Annotated in this window: 17 protein-coding genes; 5 read left to right on the plus strand and 12 right to left on the minus strand. The window is 34.2% G+C overall.

Annotated elements, in window-relative coordinates; translation table 11 throughout:
* Nucleotides 1–6: 6 nt before the first annotated feature.
* The 12 genes from gap to recF all read right to left on the minus strand — a co-directional run bounded on the left by gap (nucleotide 7) and on the right by recF (nucleotide 12,470).
* A complete protein-coding gene (gene gap, locus IWX84_RS07465) occupies nucleotides 7–1,011 on the minus strand; it encodes a type I glyceraldehyde-3-phosphate dehydrogenase (protein WP_196850117.1) in 1,005 nt (334 codons plus the stop codon).
* A gap of 79 nt (nucleotides 1,012–1,090) precedes the next feature.
* Nucleotides 1,091–1,960 carry a lipoyl synthase gene (lipA, locus tag IWX84_RS07470; RefSeq protein ID WP_196850118.1) on the minus strand — a complete coding sequence of 290 codons (870 nt, stop codon included), beginning with the start codon at nucleotides 1,958–1,960 and terminating at the stop codon, nucleotides 1,091–1,093.
* A gap of 453 nt (nucleotides 1,961–2,413) precedes the next feature.
* On the minus strand, nucleotides 2,414–3,238 hold the full coding sequence (locus tag IWX84_RS07475; protein ID WP_196850119.1) for an energy transducer TonB: 825 nt from the start codon (nucleotides 3,236–3,238) through the stop codon (nucleotides 2,414–2,416).
* Nucleotides 3,239–3,457: 219 nt separating this feature from the next.
* Nucleotides 3,458–4,009, minus strand: coding sequence for an RNA polymerase sigma factor (locus tag IWX84_RS07480; protein ID WP_121341089.1), 552 nt, complete (start codon nucleotides 4,007–4,009; stop codon nucleotides 3,458–3,460).
* Nucleotides 4,000–5,106 carry a glycosyltransferase gene (locus tag IWX84_RS07485; RefSeq protein ID WP_196850120.1) on the minus strand — a complete coding sequence of 369 codons (1,107 nt, stop codon included), beginning with the start codon at nucleotides 5,104–5,106 and terminating at the stop codon, nucleotides 4,000–4,002. The genes IWX84_RS07480 and IWX84_RS07485 overlap by 10 nt, the downstream gene beginning before the upstream one ends.
* Before the next feature lie 99 nt (nucleotides 5,107–5,205).
* Nucleotides 5,206–5,820, minus strand: coding sequence for an FMN-binding negative transcriptional regulator (locus tag IWX84_RS07490; protein WP_196850121.1), 615 nt, complete (start codon nucleotides 5,818–5,820; stop codon nucleotides 5,206–5,208).
* A 127-nt stretch (nucleotides 5,821–5,947) separates the two neighbouring features.
* Entirely contained in the window at nucleotides 5,948–6,961 is a 1,014-nt protein-coding gene (gene murB, locus IWX84_RS07495) for a UDP-N-acetylmuramate dehydrogenase (protein WP_196850122.1), read from the minus strand.
* Between the two features lie 42 nt (nucleotides 6,962–7,003).
* Nucleotides 7,004–8,851 carry an asparagine synthase (glutamine-hydrolyzing) gene (gene asnB / locus IWX84_RS07500; protein ID WP_196850123.1) on the minus strand — a complete coding sequence of 616 codons (1,848 nt, stop codon included), beginning with the start codon at nucleotides 8,849–8,851 and terminating at the stop codon, nucleotides 7,004–7,006.
* 2 nt (nucleotides 8,852–8,853) lie between these two features.
* On the minus strand, nucleotides 8,854–9,921 hold the full coding sequence (locus tag IWX84_RS07505; RefSeq protein WP_196850124.1) for a glycosyltransferase: 1,068 nt from the start codon (nucleotides 9,919–9,921) through the stop codon (nucleotides 8,854–8,856).
* A gap of 9 nt (nucleotides 9,922–9,930) precedes the next feature.
* Entirely contained in the window at nucleotides 9,931–10,605 is a 675-nt protein-coding gene (locus tag IWX84_RS07510) for a DUF2461 domain-containing protein (protein ID WP_196850125.1), read from the minus strand.
* 7 nt (nucleotides 10,606–10,612) lie between these two features.
* Complete coding sequence (locus IWX84_RS07515; RefSeq protein WP_196850126.1) at nucleotides 10,613–11,311, minus strand: thioredoxin domain-containing protein; 699 nt, start codon at nucleotides 11,309–11,311, stop codon at nucleotides 10,613–10,615.
* 79 nt (nucleotides 11,312–11,390) lie between these two features.
* Nucleotides 11,391–12,470: a DNA replication/repair protein RecF gene (gene recF, locus IWX84_RS07520; RefSeq protein ID WP_196850127.1), complete on the minus strand. Its 1,080-nt coding sequence runs from the start codon at nucleotides 12,468–12,470 to the stop codon at nucleotides 11,391–11,393.
* Between the two features lie 232 nt (nucleotides 12,471–12,702).
* On the opposite strand from recF, the gene IWX84_RS07525 reads away from it, so the two are divergent.
* From IWX84_RS07525 to IWX84_RS07545, 5 genes are all read left to right on the plus strand, one after another.
* Nucleotides 12,703–13,476: a tetratricopeptide repeat protein gene (locus IWX84_RS07525; RefSeq protein WP_196850128.1), complete on the plus strand. Its 774-nt coding sequence runs from the start codon at nucleotides 12,703–12,705 to the stop codon at nucleotides 13,474–13,476.
* Between the two features lie 82 nt (nucleotides 13,477–13,558).
* Entirely contained in the window at nucleotides 13,559–14,134 is a 576-nt protein-coding gene (ribH, locus tag IWX84_RS07530; protein ID WP_196850129.1) for a 6,7-dimethyl-8-ribityllumazine synthase, read from the plus strand.
* A 179-nt stretch (nucleotides 14,135–14,313) separates the two neighbouring features.
* Nucleotides 14,314–16,155: a DNA mismatch repair endonuclease MutL gene (gene mutL, locus IWX84_RS07535; RefSeq protein WP_196850130.1), complete on the plus strand. Its 1,842-nt coding sequence runs from the start codon at nucleotides 14,314–14,316 to the stop codon at nucleotides 16,153–16,155.
* Nucleotides 16,152–16,895, plus strand: coding sequence for a rhomboid family intramembrane serine protease (locus IWX84_RS07540; RefSeq protein WP_196850131.1), 744 nt, complete (start codon nucleotides 16,152–16,154; stop codon nucleotides 16,893–16,895). Before mutL ends, IWX84_RS07540 begins: the two co-directional genes overlap by 4 nt.
* Before the next feature lie 83 nt (nucleotides 16,896–16,978).
* Nucleotides 16,979–17,842 carry a rhomboid family intramembrane serine protease gene (locus IWX84_RS07545; RefSeq protein WP_196850132.1) on the plus strand — a complete coding sequence of 288 codons (864 nt, stop codon included), beginning with the start codon at nucleotides 16,979–16,981 and terminating at the stop codon, nucleotides 17,840–17,842.
* Nucleotides 17,843–17,887 lie beyond the last annotated feature (45 nt).

Raw genomic sequence — 17,887 nt, forward strand, 5'->3', positions numbered from 1 at the left:
ATTGTTTTATTTTTTATTTTTACTTTCTACCAAAAGAATTAAATCAATTATTCTGGATGAATATCCTATTTCATTATCATACCAGCCAACTACTTTTACCATTTTATCAATAACGGAGGTCAGTTGTGCGTCAAACAAACAAGAATTTCTATTACCAATAATATCCACGGAAACGATTGGATCTTCTGTGTAATCGAGAATTCCTTTTAAATTAGTTTGTGCCGCAACCTTGAAAGCGGCATTTATTTCTTCTATAGTAACCGCTCGTTTTACATTGAACGTTATATCCGTCAAAGAACCATCTGGAACGGGAACTCTAATACCACAACCACCTATTTTCCCCTGCAATGTAGGAAAAATTTTTGTTAATGCTTTAGCCGCTCCAGTTGTTGTAGGAACTATAGACTGACTAGCACCACGAGCCCTACGCAAATCCTTGTGCGGTTGGTCATGTAAGCTCTGGTCAGTCGTGTAAGAATGAATGGTAGTGATATATGCTTGTTCAATACCGCAAAGTTCATCAATAACTTTCATCATTGGTGCGGCATTATTTGTAGTACAACTTGCATTAGAAACAATGGTTTCAGTGCCGTCAAGACTATTTTCATTCACACCCAGAACAACAGTTTTTATAGAGTCTACTTCAGAAGGTGCGGAAAGAATGACTTTTTTTGCACCAGCTAGAATATGAGCATTTAGATCATCAAAAGTCTTGTACTTACCGGTTGATTCCACTACGTAATCAATGTCTAAACTTTTCCAATCCAAGTTTGAAATCTTTTTTTCATGAAAAAACAAAAAATGGTTTCCATCTATAATAAATCCTTTTTCATCGACAGTTACCGCATGAGGCAAAACCCCGTGAATACTGTCATATTTCACTAAATGGGCCATTGTTTTGGTGTCAGCAATATCATTTATGGCAATTACTTCAATATCGGGATGGTTTAAAAGCAGGCGAAATAAATTTCTTCCAATTCTTCCAAAACCATTAATGGCAATTCTAATCATAAGTCTTAAAGTCTTAAAGTCCTAAAGTCCTAAAGTCAAGATGTTAAGCCTTTCGACTTTCTGACTTTAAGACATTCGACTATAATATGTGTTTTTGCGCTTTGTAAGAAGAGCGAACTAATGGGCCGCTTTCTACATGACGAAAACCCAATTCCAGTCCAAATTTTTCATATATCGCAAATTGATCTGGCGTTATAAATTCTTTTACAGGCAAATGTTTTTTACTGGGTTGCAAGTATTGACCTATCGTTACAATATCAACATTAGCTTCACGCAAATCTCTCATCGTTTGAAAAACTTCCTCTTCTTTTTCGCCAAGACCAAGCATGATTCCAGATTTGGTTCTGCGAATACCTTTCTCTTTCAAGTATCTCAAAACTTCTAAACTTCGGTCATATTTTGCCTGAATACGTACTTCACGAGTCAGCCTGCGAACGGTTTCTACATTATGCGAAACTACTTCGGGATTGGCTTCTATAATTCGATCAATATTTCTTTCGATACCTTGAAAATCAGGAATCAAAGTTTCCAAAGTAGTGTTGGGATTCATTCTACGAATAGCTTTAACGGTTTCAATCCAAATAATGGAACCGCCATCTTTCAAATCATCTCTATCTACGCTTGTAACTACAGCATGTTTAATATTCATGATTTTTATAGAACGCGCCACTTTTTCTGGCTCATCCCAGTCTACGGTTTCAGGCCTTCCGGTTTTTACACCACAAAAACCACACGAACGCGTACACACATTTCCTAAAATCATAAACGTTGCCGTTCCTTCTCCCCAGCATTCGCCCATATTTGGACAACTTCCCGAGGTACAAATCGTATTAAGACTATATTTATCAACTAAGCCACGAAGCTCTGTATATTTTTGGCCAATTGGGAGTTTTACCTTCAACCATTTCGGTTTTCCTATCGGTAAAGTATTTTCTAAAACAGTTTCCATATATCAATTTTCAAAGCGCAAAGATAATGAATGTAGTCTATTTGTGGATTCGTTTATATGTTTATTTGAAGCAAGAGCTATTAAAGCATTAGGAGCAGAATTTTGGAATATTTTAAGAAATAGTTGTCCTGCTTTCGCCTTTATCTCTTCGTCCCGAAGCTTCGGGACTACGAGGATATCGGCTCTATCAGGGCTAGATTAGTACTTTTTGTTGTATATAGATAAAATTTAAAAAAGTTAGATGTGATATTCAAAAAAAGGTTCAAAATTAAATGAAGCTTTTGATTTTTTAAATAAATTTTGTTCTTTATCCTTTACAAACAGAAAGAATGTTTTTAAATTTCAAGTTCAAAATTCAAAAGTCCAAGTTGAATATTCGACCTTATTTTAATTTTTGAGTAAAGAACAAAGAATTTTGAATTTTGAAGTTTTCAGGATATTTACAAAATCCAATTAATTCATCTGTACCGTAATCGGCAAGTTGTAGGCAGTTCGGACCGCTTTTGAACCAACCATTCCCGGAGACCATTTTGTTCGCAACGATTTCAATACCCGGATGGCTTCTTTACCTAAACCGTAACCTGGATCGTTTTTCACCTGAATATCCGACATGGCACCATCTTTTTCAATGACAAACGATACATAAACACGAATGACGTTTACGCCTTCGATTTCTGGTTTTTCAAAATTATTTCCAACATACGAGTAAAATTTATTGATGCCTCCTGGAAATTCTGGAAGTTTGTCAAGCGCAACAGTGGCCACGATAGTATCTCCCGGATCGCCAGCACTTGCATTTTCTGTTCCCGTTCTAGCAGCAGAGGTTGGATTTATTCCCACGACTGCTGTACCATCGGTAATTGCGCTTGCTGTACTTGTGTTTTGTGTATTTTTTATAATTTCTGGACTAGCTTGTGACGCTTGAACAATAATGGGATCTACAAGTTGATTGCTTTCAATTGGTATTGCTGTATTTGGTGTTTTTACTTCAGGAAGAACCGGCTTGTCTATTTTCTTAATTTCATTTGGTGCTACTTCGATTATTTCAATCGGTGTCATAAATTCGGGAATAGGAATTGTGATTCTGTTGTCTGGATAAAAATGATTAATAACAAGTGGAATACTCAATGCGGACGCTAATAATAATAGTCCCATAAAAAGTGCAAATAGGGATGTTTTAGTGCTTTCCTGACGTAATTTATACGCTCCATATTCTTTGTTTCTGTGCTCGAAAACAAGGTTTAACCAGCTGGTTTCGTAGATGCTTAATTTTGACATGGTTTATGGATTTAATGGTTAAGTAGCATTTAAATCATAAGCAACGGGTGTTTTATTTAACAACGTAAATAACAGGAATTTTAGTATATAAAGTGCGAAAGTTTTTTTGTTTAAACAATTAATCGTTTAATTATTTAAAGGTTGAATGTCTTTAAACGAACATCTGAATATTCAGACAGGCAAGTAAACGATTAACCAAATAACGGTTAACCGATTAAACTATCTTTTATTCTGAATAATTTCTGCCAGTAATTTCTTGGCGCGTAGCAGCTTGATCTTCACATTACTCAAAGGTTCGTCAATTTTATTGGCGATTTCCTGATAACTCATTTCCTGAAAATAACGGAGTTGAATTACTTCCTGATAATGCGGTTTCAATTCTTTGATGAATTGTAGTAACTGTGAAAGGTTTTGCTCTGTGATCAATTCATCTTCTGCCGATGGAGTCGTATCAGCAATATTGTAGGCTTGTTGGTCTTGTTCATCTGTAATTTCGACAAAAAGACTCGATTTCTTTTTTCGCAATAAATCGATGTGAACGTTTTTTGCAATAGCAATAAGCCAAGTATTAAACTGAAATTCCGAATTATAAGTGGCTATTTTGTCAAATGCTTTGGAAAACGTCTCGATAGTAATATCTTCGGCATTGGTTTCATTTTCAGTGCGTTTAAGCATGAAACCATACACTTCATTCCAATAATAATCCAATAGAAAAGTGAAGGCAACTTGGTCACCTTGTTTCGCTTTTTCTATTTGTTTGTTTATTTCCAATGTACCGGTTTTGAGAATGTATTTGTTATAAAGATATTAATTTGCGTGACTATAAGTACTAATTCGATTATTGGATACCAATATACCACATCTTTTTCTTTTAATTTCCCGGCCGAAAATCCAATAACAATCCAAGATACTAAATAACGTAAACCAAATAAGCTTAGTACTATTATCCATTGAAACTGAAAGGCCAGTAATAGTATCGTAAGTAAAATAAAAAGTAGTTGCGAACAATAGAAAACGCCTAATTGAAATTTATCGAATTTCTTGTAATAGTTTGCCGTAGCAATATGTCTTCTTTTTTGTATAATCCAGTCTTTGTATGTCGTTTTTGGTTTAGAATAAGTGAAACTTTCTGGTGTATAGGAAACGGCTGTGTTTCTCGCATTTGCGACTTGATTAATGAACAAATCATCATCACCGGAACGAACTTGCATGTGTTCAATAAAACCATTTGCGCTAAAAAATTCTTCCTTTTTATAGGCTAGATTCCTACCCACGCCCATATATGGATGACCTATTTTTGCCCAAGAAAAATATTGAATGGCGGTGAGCAAAGTTTCAAAACGAATTATTTTATTCAAAAAAGAATTTGCTACTTTTTCATATTTACCATAACCCAAAACTATTGTTTTTTGCATCGTAAATTGAGAGCTCATCGCTGTGATCCATTCTTTTGATGTGGGATAACAATCGGCATCAGTGAATAATAAATATTCTTTTTTTGCCGCTTTAATTCCTAAAGTTAATGCGTATTTTTTGTTGCCCCAAAAGGCTTCGTTGTTTTGCACTTTTACCAAACGCACATTAGGATATTGTTTTTCAAAGCCTTCAAAAAGTGTCAATGTTTCGTCGCTTGACGCATCGTCAATCAAGACGATTTCAAAATCAGGATAATTTTGTTCAGCCAGTAACGGAATAAAATTCGTTACATTTTCTTCTTCGTTTTTGGCGCAAACAATAACCGATATCGGAATTCTTTTGGGTGTTATCTTTTGCGCTTTTGCGAAAGAAAATTTTCCAAAAATAACCAAGTAATACAAAATCTGAACGGCAACAATAAAAATAAAAAAGTAAAGAATAATAATAAGCATCTGAGTTTAATGAGTTTTTAGTCCCGAAATTTCGGGAGAGCGCAAAGGTATGAATACAATTATGAATTTTTAATCATAAACTGTGAATTTTGAAAGAATTTATCGGGGACATTTCTTCATTTCATTTGCGACAGCGATAGATTGATTTATGTTGGTTTTTTCCAACTCAGAAATGATATTTTGATAGTTTTTATCATCACGATTCTGAGACATTTTTTTTGTGGCTTGAATCTCGTCAATTTCGATTTCAAAAGCGACAATTCCGCGACTTTGCATCATCGTTTTCTGGGATAAATTTTCTATGCGAACAGGGTTTTCCGAATTCTGTTCGTATTTATCGACTAGTTTTTTCAACGATTCGATTACTGCATCGCCTTCAATAATTTTTATTCTTCCGTAAACATGAACGGCGATATAATTCCATGTTGGTACATTTTCGTGATCGTACCACGAAGGGGAGATGTAAGAATGGGGTCCCGAAAAAACGGCTAATATTTGGTCGTTTTCCGTGAAACCTTGCCATTGCGGATTTTCTTTAGATATATGTCCTTCTAAAATTGTTTTACCTTCTTTATTCGTTTCCAGTTCTAATGGAATATGGGTCGCCCACAATTTTCCATTTGTCTGATTGATTAGAATGCCAAAACTATTTTGTTTCAAGAAAGCAGTTATGTCTTCTTGATTTTCGTTTTTGTAAATATCTGGGATGTACATGGTGATTTGTGATTTTGGATTAACGAATTTTAAAATACTATTTTGGTACGCACACTCTCAAATCTGCAATCTATATTCCGGCTTTTACTGCAGCTGAACATTACGATTGAATACTGAATACTGAAACCTATATCACATTTACTTCGGCTTCAATATGAATCCCAAAAGTCTTAAAAATAGTCTCCTGAATATTCTTCGAAACATTCAAAATTTCCTGTCCCGTTGCATTGCCGTAATTGACTAAAACTAGTGCTTGATTTTTATGTATTCCGGCATCACCAAAACGTTTTCCTTTGAAACCGGCTTGTTCGATCAACCAGCCAGCGGGAACTTTTACTTCCGTTGGGGAAACATCATAATATTTCATGTCTGGAAATTGTTGATGAATTTTTTCGAAATCAGATTTTAAGAGGATTGGGTTTTTAAAGAAACTACCGCTGTTTCCCAGTACTGCTGGATCGGGTAATTTGCTTTGACGAATAGCTATTACCGCATTGCTCACGTCCTTTAAACTTGGATTGGTAATGTGGTTTTTTGCCAATTCAGCCGTAATGTCACCGTACGAAATATTGATTTTATGATTCCGTTTCGTCAATTTAAAAACAACGGCCGTTATTACATATTGATTTTTCGCCTCGTTTTTGAACACACTTTCCCTGTAGCCAAAATGACAATCGTCTTTCACGAAGGTTTTAAGTTCTTGAGTTTCTATATTCATTGCTTCGCAGGAAATAAAAGTATCTTTGATTTCAGTACCATAAGCACCGATGTTTTGAACGGGAGTGGTACCCACATTTCCGGGAATTAACGACATGTTTTCCATTCCGCCAAAATTTTGGTCGATTGTCCAAAGAACCAATTCATGCCAGTTTTCTCCAGCTTGACTTTCGACCCAGACAAAATCATCATTTTCTTTGATGATTTTTTTTCCTTTCAAATCGATATGAATAACCAGTGCGTCAATGTCCTGTGTCAAAAGCATGTTGCTTCCGCCTCCTAAAATAAATTTTTTCTGTGCTTTGTTTTCTTCTAAAATATGTTTCAATTCGTCAGTAGAATGAACGGCGACGAACTGTTTTGCTTTGGCTTGAATGCCAAATGTATTGTATTTTTTTAAAGAGAAATTATATTGTATTTCCATGAAAGAGTTAGCTTTTGTGAATCCTAAATTCAAAAGTAAGGATTAAAATTTATTTGCGTAAGATTTCATCCAGATATGCATCATGAAGAGCGGGATAATATAAGGAGTCATAGTAACGTCCCCTTTTTGTAAATTCTGAACCAGTTTTTTAATATTTATATTTTCAAAATAGGGATTTTGAAACAGCTCACTTTTCGAAAAAGATTCTAATTCTTCCTTAAAGGCAGGGCTATTTGTAATATAATCACCCCAAGGAGCGCTTAGACCTACTTTTCTAAATTTTAGAATTTCATCTGGTAAACGTTCTTTCATAGCTGATTTCAGAATGAATTTCCATTTCTTGCCCGCAAATAACCATTTGTCCTCTAATGAGCCCAAGCCAATGACTAATCTTGGATCTAAAAATGGTTCTCGGCATTCAATGGATGCACCCATTGTGCAGCGGTCATTTCTGTCCAGCAGGGAACATAAGTAAGTATGTTGATCAAAATACAGCGCTTGTCTTCTTAAATTATCCGGGTATAAAGATTTTGCTTCTTTGTAAATTTGTTTTCTGTATTCATTTTTTGGAAGTGTGTTAATTCCATAAATTTCCTCAATATCTTTTGGATAAATATTAGAGCCATTAAACATCACCAGTTCTGATTTTTTACTGATTTGCGCATAACGCGATAACTTTTCATAACGAGGCTTATTTGTAAATAGGTCCAGGTTACCAATTGTTGCAATTGAATTCAACAATGATGGATATTGTAAAGCTTTATATCTCACATAGCCACCCATTAATTCATCAGCACCTTCACCGGAAAGTAACACTTTAACTGATGGTTTTGCCATTTGTGAAACAGCTAAAAGATGTGGTTCGCTCAAATGCATAATAGGTTCATCCTGAAAATAAGTGGCGCTTAACAATTTATCGTAGAGATTTTTATCTTCTAATTGCATCGTGTGAAAACCATAATCAAATTTCTCAGCCATCATTTTGGCTAAGTGTGATTCGTTATGTTCCTTTTCTTTAAAACCAATATTAAAAGTTTGAATGTCTTTGTAATTTTGATGATATAATGAAGCCAAAATAGAAGAAGAATCCAGTCCGCCGCTTAATAAAACACCAACAGGAACGTCACTTACCATTCTTAATTTTATGGAATCATCAAATGTTTCACGAAACCATTCAACTGGATTTTTTATTTCAGGCTGATTCTGTATTTCCTTTTTTAGATTCCACCATTTTTCAGTCGTAACTTTTCCTCCTTCGTGAATGGTCTTTATATGTCCAGGCAATACTTTTTTTACGTTTTCGTATAAAGTATTTTCGCCGGCAACAAATCGATTAAAGATATATTCTTCTAATCCGTCTTGTGCCATCTTGAGAGGCACTCCGGCTGTAAATAGTGCTTTTTGCTCCGATGCAAAATAGAAAGTTTCATTGTAAAACGAATAATACAAAGGTTTAACACCCATTCGATCCCTTACAACAATAAGCTTTTTTTCTAATTTATCCCAGATTGCAAAGGCAAACATTCCGTTAAGACGGTTGAGCATTTTTAAACCATGTAATTGAAATAATTTCAACAAAACTTCAGTATCCGAAGTGGTTCTGATATCAAATCCGTTACTTTTTAATTCGGGATAGAAGTCCTTAAAGTTATAGATTTCACCATTATAAACGAGTGCGTATCTGCCATCATCGGAAAGAAAAGGTTGGTGTCCGGCAGTGGAAACATCAAGAATTGAAAGTCTTCGGTGTCCTAGTCCAATATTGTTTTCAATAAATAATCCTTTGTCATCCGGTCCGCGATGCTCTAACGAATCACGCATCTTTATCAGAATGCGTTCGTCCACTTTTTTTTGTGATTGTAAATGCAAGATTCCATTAATTCCACACATAGTTACTTGGGGCTGTTTGTGTTGATTAATTGGTGGTATTTATCAGCAATAATTTTCATGTTTGTATTGTAATTGGCATTTTCTTCCACAAATTTCCTGTTTTTCAGAACAGCTTTATTTCTATGTTCACTATTTTCAAATGACCATACTAATTCTTCAGCGAGTATTTTGAAATCATCAACGGGAATCAATTGACCGTTTTCTCGGTGGGTAATCCAACTTTGATTTCCTATTATATCGGTTACAACTGGATAACAATTGCAGGCCATTGCTTCAAATAAAGAGGCTGAAACTCCTTCTGTTATTGGCATGCTGATATAAATATTAGATTGTTGTAATAATTTTGGTAATTCTGTATTTGGAATTCTTCCCGTGAAATGGACTTTCTCTTCTATATTTAATTTTTTTGCTAATTCTTTTAAGTATTGAAGTTGAGTTCCATCTCCAATAATAGTGAGTAGGAAATCTATCCCTTTTTCTTTTAAAATAGCAAAAGACTTTAGAATAATCTCATGACGGTATTCCGGCAATAAAGAGCGGGTTACAATGGCGCAAATTTTTTCGGGATCAGAATTATTTTTATTTTCGAATTTTGCCAAATCTATTCCTTTTGGTAATACCAAAACTTTATTCATATCTACATTGGCTTTCCGCATCGAAATTGTCATTGCGGGGCCCCAAGCGTGGATCAAATCTGCTTTTTGAAAGGCATAATGTTGAATAAGCCTTTTTAATGGTAATGAAATGGAATTTTCAGGCCACAAATCGGTTCTGCCTTGTTGCGCTATTGCGACAGGTTTAACTCCGGATAAGGCAGCAAGAAATCCATAACTGGTGGTTCTTTCGGCAATTACCATATCTGGTTGATGCAATTTGATAACCTTCTTTATTTTAAAATAAGCTAATTCAATTTCGAAAACCCTTAAAATTCGGTTATGAATACAATTATTTGGCATTTTTAATTCCCAAGTGATAATTTCAAAATCGCCAAATTCTTTCAGACCATTCATCCATGTGATGGCATCCGCTCTGTAGGATTCCCCTAGAAAAAGTATTTTCTTTTTTGTCATCGGTATAAATTATTCATCAGAAGTTAGCGCCCTATTGATAAAATCATTTAGCGGTTTTAACGCAATGAGTTTTTTACTCATTACTGCGACAAAATCTTTTTTTGTTATTTCCGAAATATCAATTCTTTGAGAGGATTCAAAACTTTTCAGTTTGAGAAATTCAATAGCTGGATGTTCTTTTTCGTATCCTCGCGGTGGGTTTTTTAATGTATTTTTTTCATTTCGATCAAAATCTTTAAACTCTTTTTTGAAATTTTTCTCGTCGAGAATTGCTTCTAAATCATCGTGGAAATAGGCAATTTCTTTGCGCATTTTTTTCAAATCTTCTGCTTCGGGACAATATAATCCACCAGCAATAAAACTGGCTCCTTTTTCTAAATGAAGATAATAACCTGAGCGATTGACGCCTTTTGCTCCCGAAGAAAGCCAAACGCCCAGATGCGATTTATAAGGAGTTTTGTCCTTTGAAAACCGAATGTCGCGATTGATTCTGAAAGTACAATTTTTGACTTCAAGCATTTCTAGCGAGGGATCCAATGGCTTCATAGCATCAAGTAAATCGCCAACTAATTGTTGATAATCTTTTTTGAAAGCTTCGTATCTTTTTTTATTGTCCAAAAACCAATCTCTATTGTTGTTGGCTTTTAAATCATCCAGAAATTGTAACGTGTCTTTTGAAAGCATCTAAAAATTATTGTAGTTGTTTTTTTAACTCTTCTTCACTAATAAAACCGGAATGTTTCCATTTCACTTCCTTATTTTCATATAATAATAAAGCAGGAAGTTCACTGATTTTCAATTTGGTCATCATGGTTTTATTCTCGTCTGCATTCAGTCTGACTATAGTAACTTTATCTGCTAAATCTTTTTGCATTTGTAAAAGATAGGGAGCCATTTTTTTACATGGAGCGCACCACTCTGCATAAAAATCAATCAACACTTTCTTATCGGTGTTTATTAAGTCGCCATATTGCTGAGGACTCATCCCGATAATTTTATCATTAGGTTTAGACAATCCTGCCGCATCCCATTTTAGCATTCCACCTTGTAATTCATAAATAGAAGTAAAGCCCAATTCATCTAGTTTTGCAACTGCTGGTTTGCTTCTTCCTCCACTCTTACAATAGACAAAAACTGGTTTTGTTTTATCAAAAGTAGTCGCTTTGACATCGAAATCATTCCCATTCCAATTTACGTTAGCGGCATTATTAATATGTCCGGAGGAATATTCTTCTGGAGTTCGAACATCAAGGATTTGTGCATTGTTAGTTGTTGCAATTTTTTCAGCAAATGCTGCAGGTTCAATAGTTTTTACATTTTTGGAAGTTTGTCCGTTACACGATAGAACAAAAAATGATATAATCAGCAGTAATATTGGACGAAATTTCATTGGCAGTACGGTTTAAATTTGTGTAGGCTAAAGTAGGTAATTTTTCAATTTTCGAATCGTATAAACTCTTAAATTAAAGTTATAAGTTGAAGATTTTATAGCTCTGATGTGTTGATTTTACAATAGTTTCAGTTCGTTCTGGGTGTGTATCTGAAATAAACAGCTGTCCAAAAGTATCGCTATTGACCATTTCAATGATTTTAGCCACTCGACTTTCGTCTAATTTGTCGAATATGTCATCGAAAAGCAAAATAGGTTTTACCCCACTTTGTTTTTTTAAAAATTCAAATTGTGCTAGTTTTAAAGCAATCAAAAACGATTTTTGTTGGCCTTGTGAACCAAATTTTTTGATAGGATGATTGTCTATTTCAAATGATAAATCGTCTTTATGAGTTCCTACGCTTGTGTAATGTAAAGCCCGGTCTTTATTGATGTTTTCCTGTAAAAGTGTCAATAAATCATTATCGAATAAATGACTTTCATATACTAATTGCACCGTTTCTTGTGAACCAGTTATCGCCTGATGATGCACATTGAAAATTGGGATGAACTCGTCTATAAATTCTTTTCTTTTTTCGAAAATATATTTTCCAAAACTAGTAAGCTGCTCATTATATATGGAAAGCGTATCGTTTTCAAAAACATGATTTAGGGCAAAATATTTCAGTAGTGCATTGCGTTGACTCATCACTTTTTGGTATTGAATGAGTTGTTGCAAATAATGGGAATCCAATTGCGAAATAACGCTGTCCATAAACTTTCGTCTCGTTTCGCTACCTTCCACGATCAAATCCCTATCAGCAGGTGAAATAATCACTAAAGGGATGAAACCTATATGATCTGAAAATTTGTCATAGGCTTTACCATTGCGTTTTAATATCTTTTTTTGTCCTTTTTTTATACTGCAAACGATTTGTTCGTTTCTTTCGTTTTTTTCAAATTCAGCATCAATTACAAAGAACTCTTCACCGTGCTTGATATTTTGTATCGCTAATGGATTGAAATAGCTTTTTCCATAAGCTAAATGGTAGATTGCATCGAGCACATTTGTCTTTCCGATGCCGTTTTTACCTACAAAACAATTTATTTTGGCATCAAATTCGAAATTTGCCTCTGAAAAATTCTTATAATTGAATAGTGAAATCTTTTTTAAATGCATCTCTAAGGCTTGCTGATATTGAGAACGTTGATGTTTTTCAACTTGTTTTTTAAAGTGGGTGCAAATTATTGAAAAATATCGATAAAAATGGCTTTTCCATTTTTTCTATGGAAATTATTTTGGCTTTGGAAAGAAAGAATCGCCTATTACATTTTTTTTAAATATAAAAGCATATTTTTTATGTGGGTTTGAATAAAAATTTTATTTTTGCGATTCACTAAATTAAAAATAAATGGCTACTTACAGTAAAAGAGGATATAAAGCACCAAAAGAAAAAGAAGTTAAAGATACAGTTGAAGAAGTACAAGTTGATGAAAAAGACAGCACAACAGCTGGTGTTTTTTCAACATTAGACGAAACAGCTTCAAAAACGGAAGACTGGGTTGCTAGAAATCAAAAAGTTATTATTGGATTAGTTGCCGGTGTTGCTTTGTTTACAGTAGGATATTTAGCGTATCAAAAATTTATTGCTTCGCCAAAACAAGATGAAGCTGCTAACGAAATGTTTGTTGCACAACAAAATTTTCAAAAAGCTACAGACGGCGTGGCAAGTGATTCATTATATAAATTGTCTTTAAATGGTTCTGAAGGTAAGTTTGGGTTCATTAAAATAGCAGACGAATATTCTGGAACTGATGCAGGAAACTTAGCTAGTTATTATGCAGGTATGGCTTATTTAAATACAGGTAAATATGCTGAAGCTATTGATTTTTTGAGTAAATTTAACTCAGAAGATATTGTTTTAAATGCTATGGCAAAAGGAGCGATTGGAGATGCTTATGCGCAACAAAATAAATCAAAAGAAGCTTTAGAGAATTATGTGAAAGCAGCTGAATCAAACAAAAATGATTTTACAACTCCACGTTTCTTATTAAAAGCAGGTAAAACTGCTTTAGCCTTAGGAAATAAAGAAGACGCTTTGAAATATTTTACAGATATTAAAGATAATTATGAAGCAACTCCAGAAGCTGCTTCAATTGACGTTTTAATAGGATTAGCACAATAAAGAGTATTCAGTACTCAGTAACAATAGGCAGTTTATTGTGCTAACTGAATACTGAACACTGAATACTGAAAACTAAAAAAATATGGCTACCGTAAATAAAAATTTATCCGACTACGATAAAAATTCAATCCCAAATGCGAAAGATTTTCGCTTTGGGATTGTTGTTTCAGAATGGAATGATTCTATAACTGAAGGTCTTTATAAAGGAGCAATCGAAGCGCTTTTGGAAAACCAAGTTCCAACCCAGCATATCATTCGCTGGAATGTTCCTGGGAGCTTTGAACTTATATATGGTTCGAAGAAAATGTTGCAAACACAGAATGTTGATGCCGTAATTGCTATTGGGTGTGTGATTCAAGGGCAAACAAAGCATTTTGATTTTGTTTGTGAAGGAGTAACACAAGGGATTAAAGACTTGAATGTTCAAACAGATATTCCTGTTATTTTTTGTGTCTTGACCGATAACACAATGCAACAATCCATTGATAGAAGTGGTGGGATTCATGGGAATAAAGGTACCGAAGCTGCTATTGCGGCCATAAAAATGGCTTATATTCGTCAACAATCTTCATTGTCACATCAAATAGATAATCAACATTTATTGTCTTCGGGAGCGATTCAAATAGAAGAAGGATCGCCTTTAGAACTAAAGGAATAAACGATAAAATCAATAATTATAAACCTATACTATCCTTTAAAATAGTATAGGTTTTTTGTTTTTTTTATGATTAAGTACGCTACAAAACCCAATAGAAATTCATTAAATTTGTACACTTTGGTTGTACATAAACTTTATCCCGAAGTTTCGGGAATTTAAACTTCAAACAATATTTTTTAATGTCGAGTATCATTCAATTACTTCCTGATCATGTTGCCAACCAAATTGCTGCTGGAGAAGTTGTTCAAAGACCCGCTTCGGTGGTGAAAGAATTACTTGAAAATGCCGTAGATGCAAGAGCAACAGATATAAAATTGATTCTTAAAGATGCAGGGAAGGCATTGGTACAGGTTATTGACAACGGTCTTGGGATGTCAGTCACGGATGCGCGTTTGTGTTTTGAACGTCATGCCACTTCCAAAATCCGTCAGGCAGAAGATTTATTTTCATTACATACCAAAGGTTTTCGTGGAGAAGCACTAGCATCCATTGCAGCAATTGCGCATATGGAAATGAAAACCAAGCAGGACCAAGAGGAGTTAGGGACACATATAGTCATTGAAGGCAGTAAGTTTGTATCACAAGATGTGGCGGTTTTGCCAAAAGGAACTTCATTTGCAGTCAAAAATTTATTTTTTAATATTCCTGCGCGACGTAATTTTCTAAAATCAGATACGGTGGAATACCGTCATGTTATTGACGAGTTTCAACGAGTGGCTTTGGCACACCCAAAAATACATTTTACGTTTTATCACAACGGCAGCGAAATGTTCAATTTACCTCCTTCGACATTAAGACAAAGAATTGTCAATGTTTTTTCTGGTAAAACCAATGAGAAATTAGTACCAGTTCAAGAAGAAACAGAAATTGTGAGTATTCAAGGTTTTGTGAGTAAACCTGAATTTGCGAAAAAGAATCGTGGAGAACAGTTTTTCTTTGTCAACGATCGGTTTATTAAAAGTGGTTATTTACATCATGCGGTCATGGCTGCTTATGATGGGATTTTGAAAGATGGTGCGCAACCCAGTTATTTTTTATATTTAACAGTTCCGCCTAATACGATAGATATTAATATTCATCCGACAAAAACCGAAATTAAGTTTGACGATGAACATGCTTTATATGCGATATTAAGAGCGTCTATTAAACATAGTTTAGGGCAATTTAATGTAGCGCCTGTTTTGGATTTTGATCGGGATTCTAACTTGGATACGCCTTACCATTACAAAGATTTAGAGGGCGCAACGCCAACTATTCAAGTCGATGGTAATTTTAATCCGTTTTCTGATGATAAGCCTAACAAACATTTTTCTAATTATAAAAAGCCGGAATCGACTGCAAATTGGGAAAGTTTGTATGTAGGTTTAAAGCAAGATAGTGATGAAATAGGACATGTCACTTTTGAAAATGAAGAAGTAACTTCTTCTTTATTTAATGATGAAGAGGTAGAACATGCTGTTCACAAAACCTATCAAATTCATAAAAAATATATTGTTACTTCTATTAAATCCGGGATGGTAATTGTGGATCAACAGCGGGCACATCAACGTGTTTTATATGAACAGTTTTTAGTAAACATGACCGTTCTTCAAGCATCAAGTCAGCAGTTGTTATTTCCTTTGAACTTGTTTTTCTCGTCAATCGAAATGGAACTTATTACAGAATTACAATTTTCATTAATGAACACAGGTTTTGTTTTCGAAGAAAATAATACAGATCATGTTGTCATTTCAGGAATTCCCGTTAATGTTACGGAGAGCGAAGTATCCATTGTTTTGGAACAATTATTAAGTGATTTACAGGATGGAATTCCAGAAAGCAGTTTTAGTCAGAACGATACGATTGCTAAATCAATGGCTAAAAGTTTAGCGGTTAAAACAGGAACCCATCTTACAGAAAAAGAACAAGAAAACTTGGTAAATGGGCTTTTTGCCTGTAAAGAACCCAATGTTTCCCCATTTCATAAACCCACTTTCATCACGATGCGTGTGGAAGATTTAGACAAAAAATTTGCAATATGAGAAACGTTACAGAAACGGTTAAGCAATTAATCATTATTAATATTTTATTCTTTGTTGGAACCCTCGCTTTAGGTGATATCGCTTATAAATATTTGGCATTATATTTTCCTGAAAACCCAAGTTTTCAATATTGGCAACCTATTACTCACATGTTTATGCATGGAGGATTGATGCATATTTTCTTTAATATGTTTGCCTTATATTCGTTTGGATCGGCATTGGAAAGTGTTTGGGGAAGTAAAAAATTCTTGTTTTTTTATGTTTCTTGTGGTTTGGGAGCAGCTTTGCTGCATACGGCAGTGAATTATTACTATTTTCAAGATGGTTTAAATACTTTGATGGCACAAGGTTTTTCTAAAGCTGAAATTTTAGCCGTTTTGAACGGTAAAAATAACCAACAAATTATCGCTCTTTTGAATGGTGCTGATTTGCTAAATTTTGTTAGCGCTTATGTTGGTACTGCGGTTGGAGCATCTGGTGCTATTTATGGAACTATTGTCGCATTTGCTTTTATGTTTCCAAATGCGGAATTGGCGTTAATGTTTATTCCTGTTCCAATTAAAGCAAAGTATTTTGTACCAGGTATAGTTTTAGTAGATTTGTATTTAGGAATATCTGGAAAATCAATTTTTGGCGGTGGTGGAATTGCTCATTTTGCCCATGTTGGTGGTGCATTATTTGGATTTATCATAATGTGGTATTGGAAGAAAAATCAATTCAATCAAAATCGTTGGAATTAATTTAGAAAGTAGGTGAGGACATAATTAAGCTTAAAAATAAATATAGAGTTACGAAACATAATTCCTAATAGAAAAAACAGGTAATGAGTATTATTGATGATTTGAAATTGCAGTATAAATTAGGTGGAATAGCCCAGCGGTTAATCTATTGGAACGTGTCTTGTTTTCTTATTTCATTAATCTTTTTCTATCAATTTAAGGTTGGTGCATTCTATTTCCCTAGTTGGATTGCACTTTCGTCAGAGCCATCTAATTTTATTATGGCACCATGGACTTTTCTAACCTATGCTTTTTTGCATGATGGATTTTGGCATTTGTTTTTTAATATGATGGTTTTAAATTTTTCGAGCACTTTATTTTTAACTTTTTTTTCGCCTAAACAATTTCTAGGATTGTATCTCTTGAGTGCTATATTTTCTGGAATTGCTTTTGTTTTAGGGTATTACTTTCTAAATACAAGTGCTTCGATTGTAGGTGCTTCAGCAGCAATTATGGCTATTTTAGTGGCTGCGACTACTTATCATCCTTTGATGAATGTTCGATTATTGCTTATAGGTAATGTGAAATTATGGCATATTACTTTTGTTATTGTCTTGTTGGATTTAATGCAATTTAGACTAGAAAATACTGGCGGACATATTTCTCACCTCTCTGGCGCTTTATTTGGTTTTATTTTTATTAAATTGCTTGAAAATGGAATTGATTTAAGTAAAATAGTGACCCGTATTTTTGACTTTTTTGCAAATTTGTTTAGCAAATCTTCGTCAACTCCATTCAAAAAGGTGCACAAAAATTATAGCAGGCCAATGGAAAGAAGTGGCTCTAAAATCGTAACAAAAGACAAGGCACAGCAACAAATCGATGAGATTTTGGACAAAATAAGTCAGTCGGGTTACGATAGTTTGACTAAGGAAGAAAAAGAGTTTTTATTCAAAGCAGGAAAGTAATATTGTTTGAATTTTAATGTTGCAGTAACTTTAGAATACAGACAT

Source organism: Flavobacterium sp. CG_9.10 (assembly GCF_015752245.1).
Classification (GTDB): domain Bacteria; phylum Bacteroidota; class Bacteroidia; order Flavobacteriales; family Flavobacteriaceae; genus Flavobacterium.

Coding starts and splice junctions, on each gene's coding strand:
- IWX84_RS07510 (WP_196850125.1), bottom strand. CDS start 10,605: ATGCTTTCAAAAGACACGTTACAATTTCTGGATGATTTAAAAGCCAAC.
- asnB (WP_196850123.1), bottom strand. CDS start 8,851: ATGTGTGGAATTAATGGAATCTTGCATTTACAATCACAAAAAAAAGTG.
- gap (WP_196850117.1), bottom strand. CDS start 1,011: ATGATTAGAATTGCCATTAATGGTTTTGGAAGAATTGGAAGAAATTTA.
- ribH (WP_196850129.1), top strand. CDS start 13,559: ATGGCTACCGTAAATAAAAATTTATCCGACTACGATAAAAATTCAATC.
- IWX84_RS07515 (WP_196850126.1), bottom strand. CDS start 11,311: ATGAAATTTCGTCCAATATTACTGCTGATTATATCATTTTTTGTTCTA.
- IWX84_RS07525 (WP_196850128.1), top strand. CDS start 12,703: ATGGCTACTTACAGTAAAAGAGGATATAAAGCACCAAAAGAAAAAGAA.
- IWX84_RS07545 (WP_196850132.1), top strand. CDS start 16,979: ATGAGTATTATTGATGATTTGAAATTGCAGTATAAATTAGGTGGAATA.
- IWX84_RS07485 (WP_196850120.1), bottom strand. CDS start 5,106: ATGCTTATTATTATTCTTTACTTTTTTATTTTTATTGTTGCCGTTCAG.
- IWX84_RS07490 (WP_196850121.1), bottom strand. CDS start 5,820: ATGTACATCCCAGATATTTACAAAAACGAAAATCAAGAAGACATAACT.
- murB (WP_196850122.1), bottom strand. CDS start 6,961: ATGGAAATACAATATAATTTCTCTTTAAAAAAATACAATACATTTGGC.
- IWX84_RS07505 (WP_196850124.1), bottom strand. CDS start 9,921: ATGACAAAAAAGAAAATACTTTTTCTAGGGGAATCCTACAGAGCGGAT.
- recF (WP_196850127.1), bottom strand. CDS start 12,470: ATGCATTTAAAAAAGATTTCACTATTCAATTATAAGAATTTTTCAGAG.
- lipA (WP_196850118.1), bottom strand. CDS start 1,960: ATGGAAACTGTTTTAGAAAATACTTTACCGATAGGAAAACCGAAATGG.
- IWX84_RS07475 (WP_196850119.1), bottom strand. CDS start 3,238: ATGTCAAAATTAAGCATCTACGAAACCAGCTGGTTAAACCTTGTTTTC.
- IWX84_RS07540 (WP_196850131.1), top strand. CDS start 16,152: ATGAGAAACGTTACAGAAACGGTTAAGCAATTAATCATTATTAATATT.
- mutL (WP_196850130.1), top strand. CDS start 14,314: ATGTCGAGTATCATTCAATTACTTCCTGATCATGTTGCCAACCAAATT.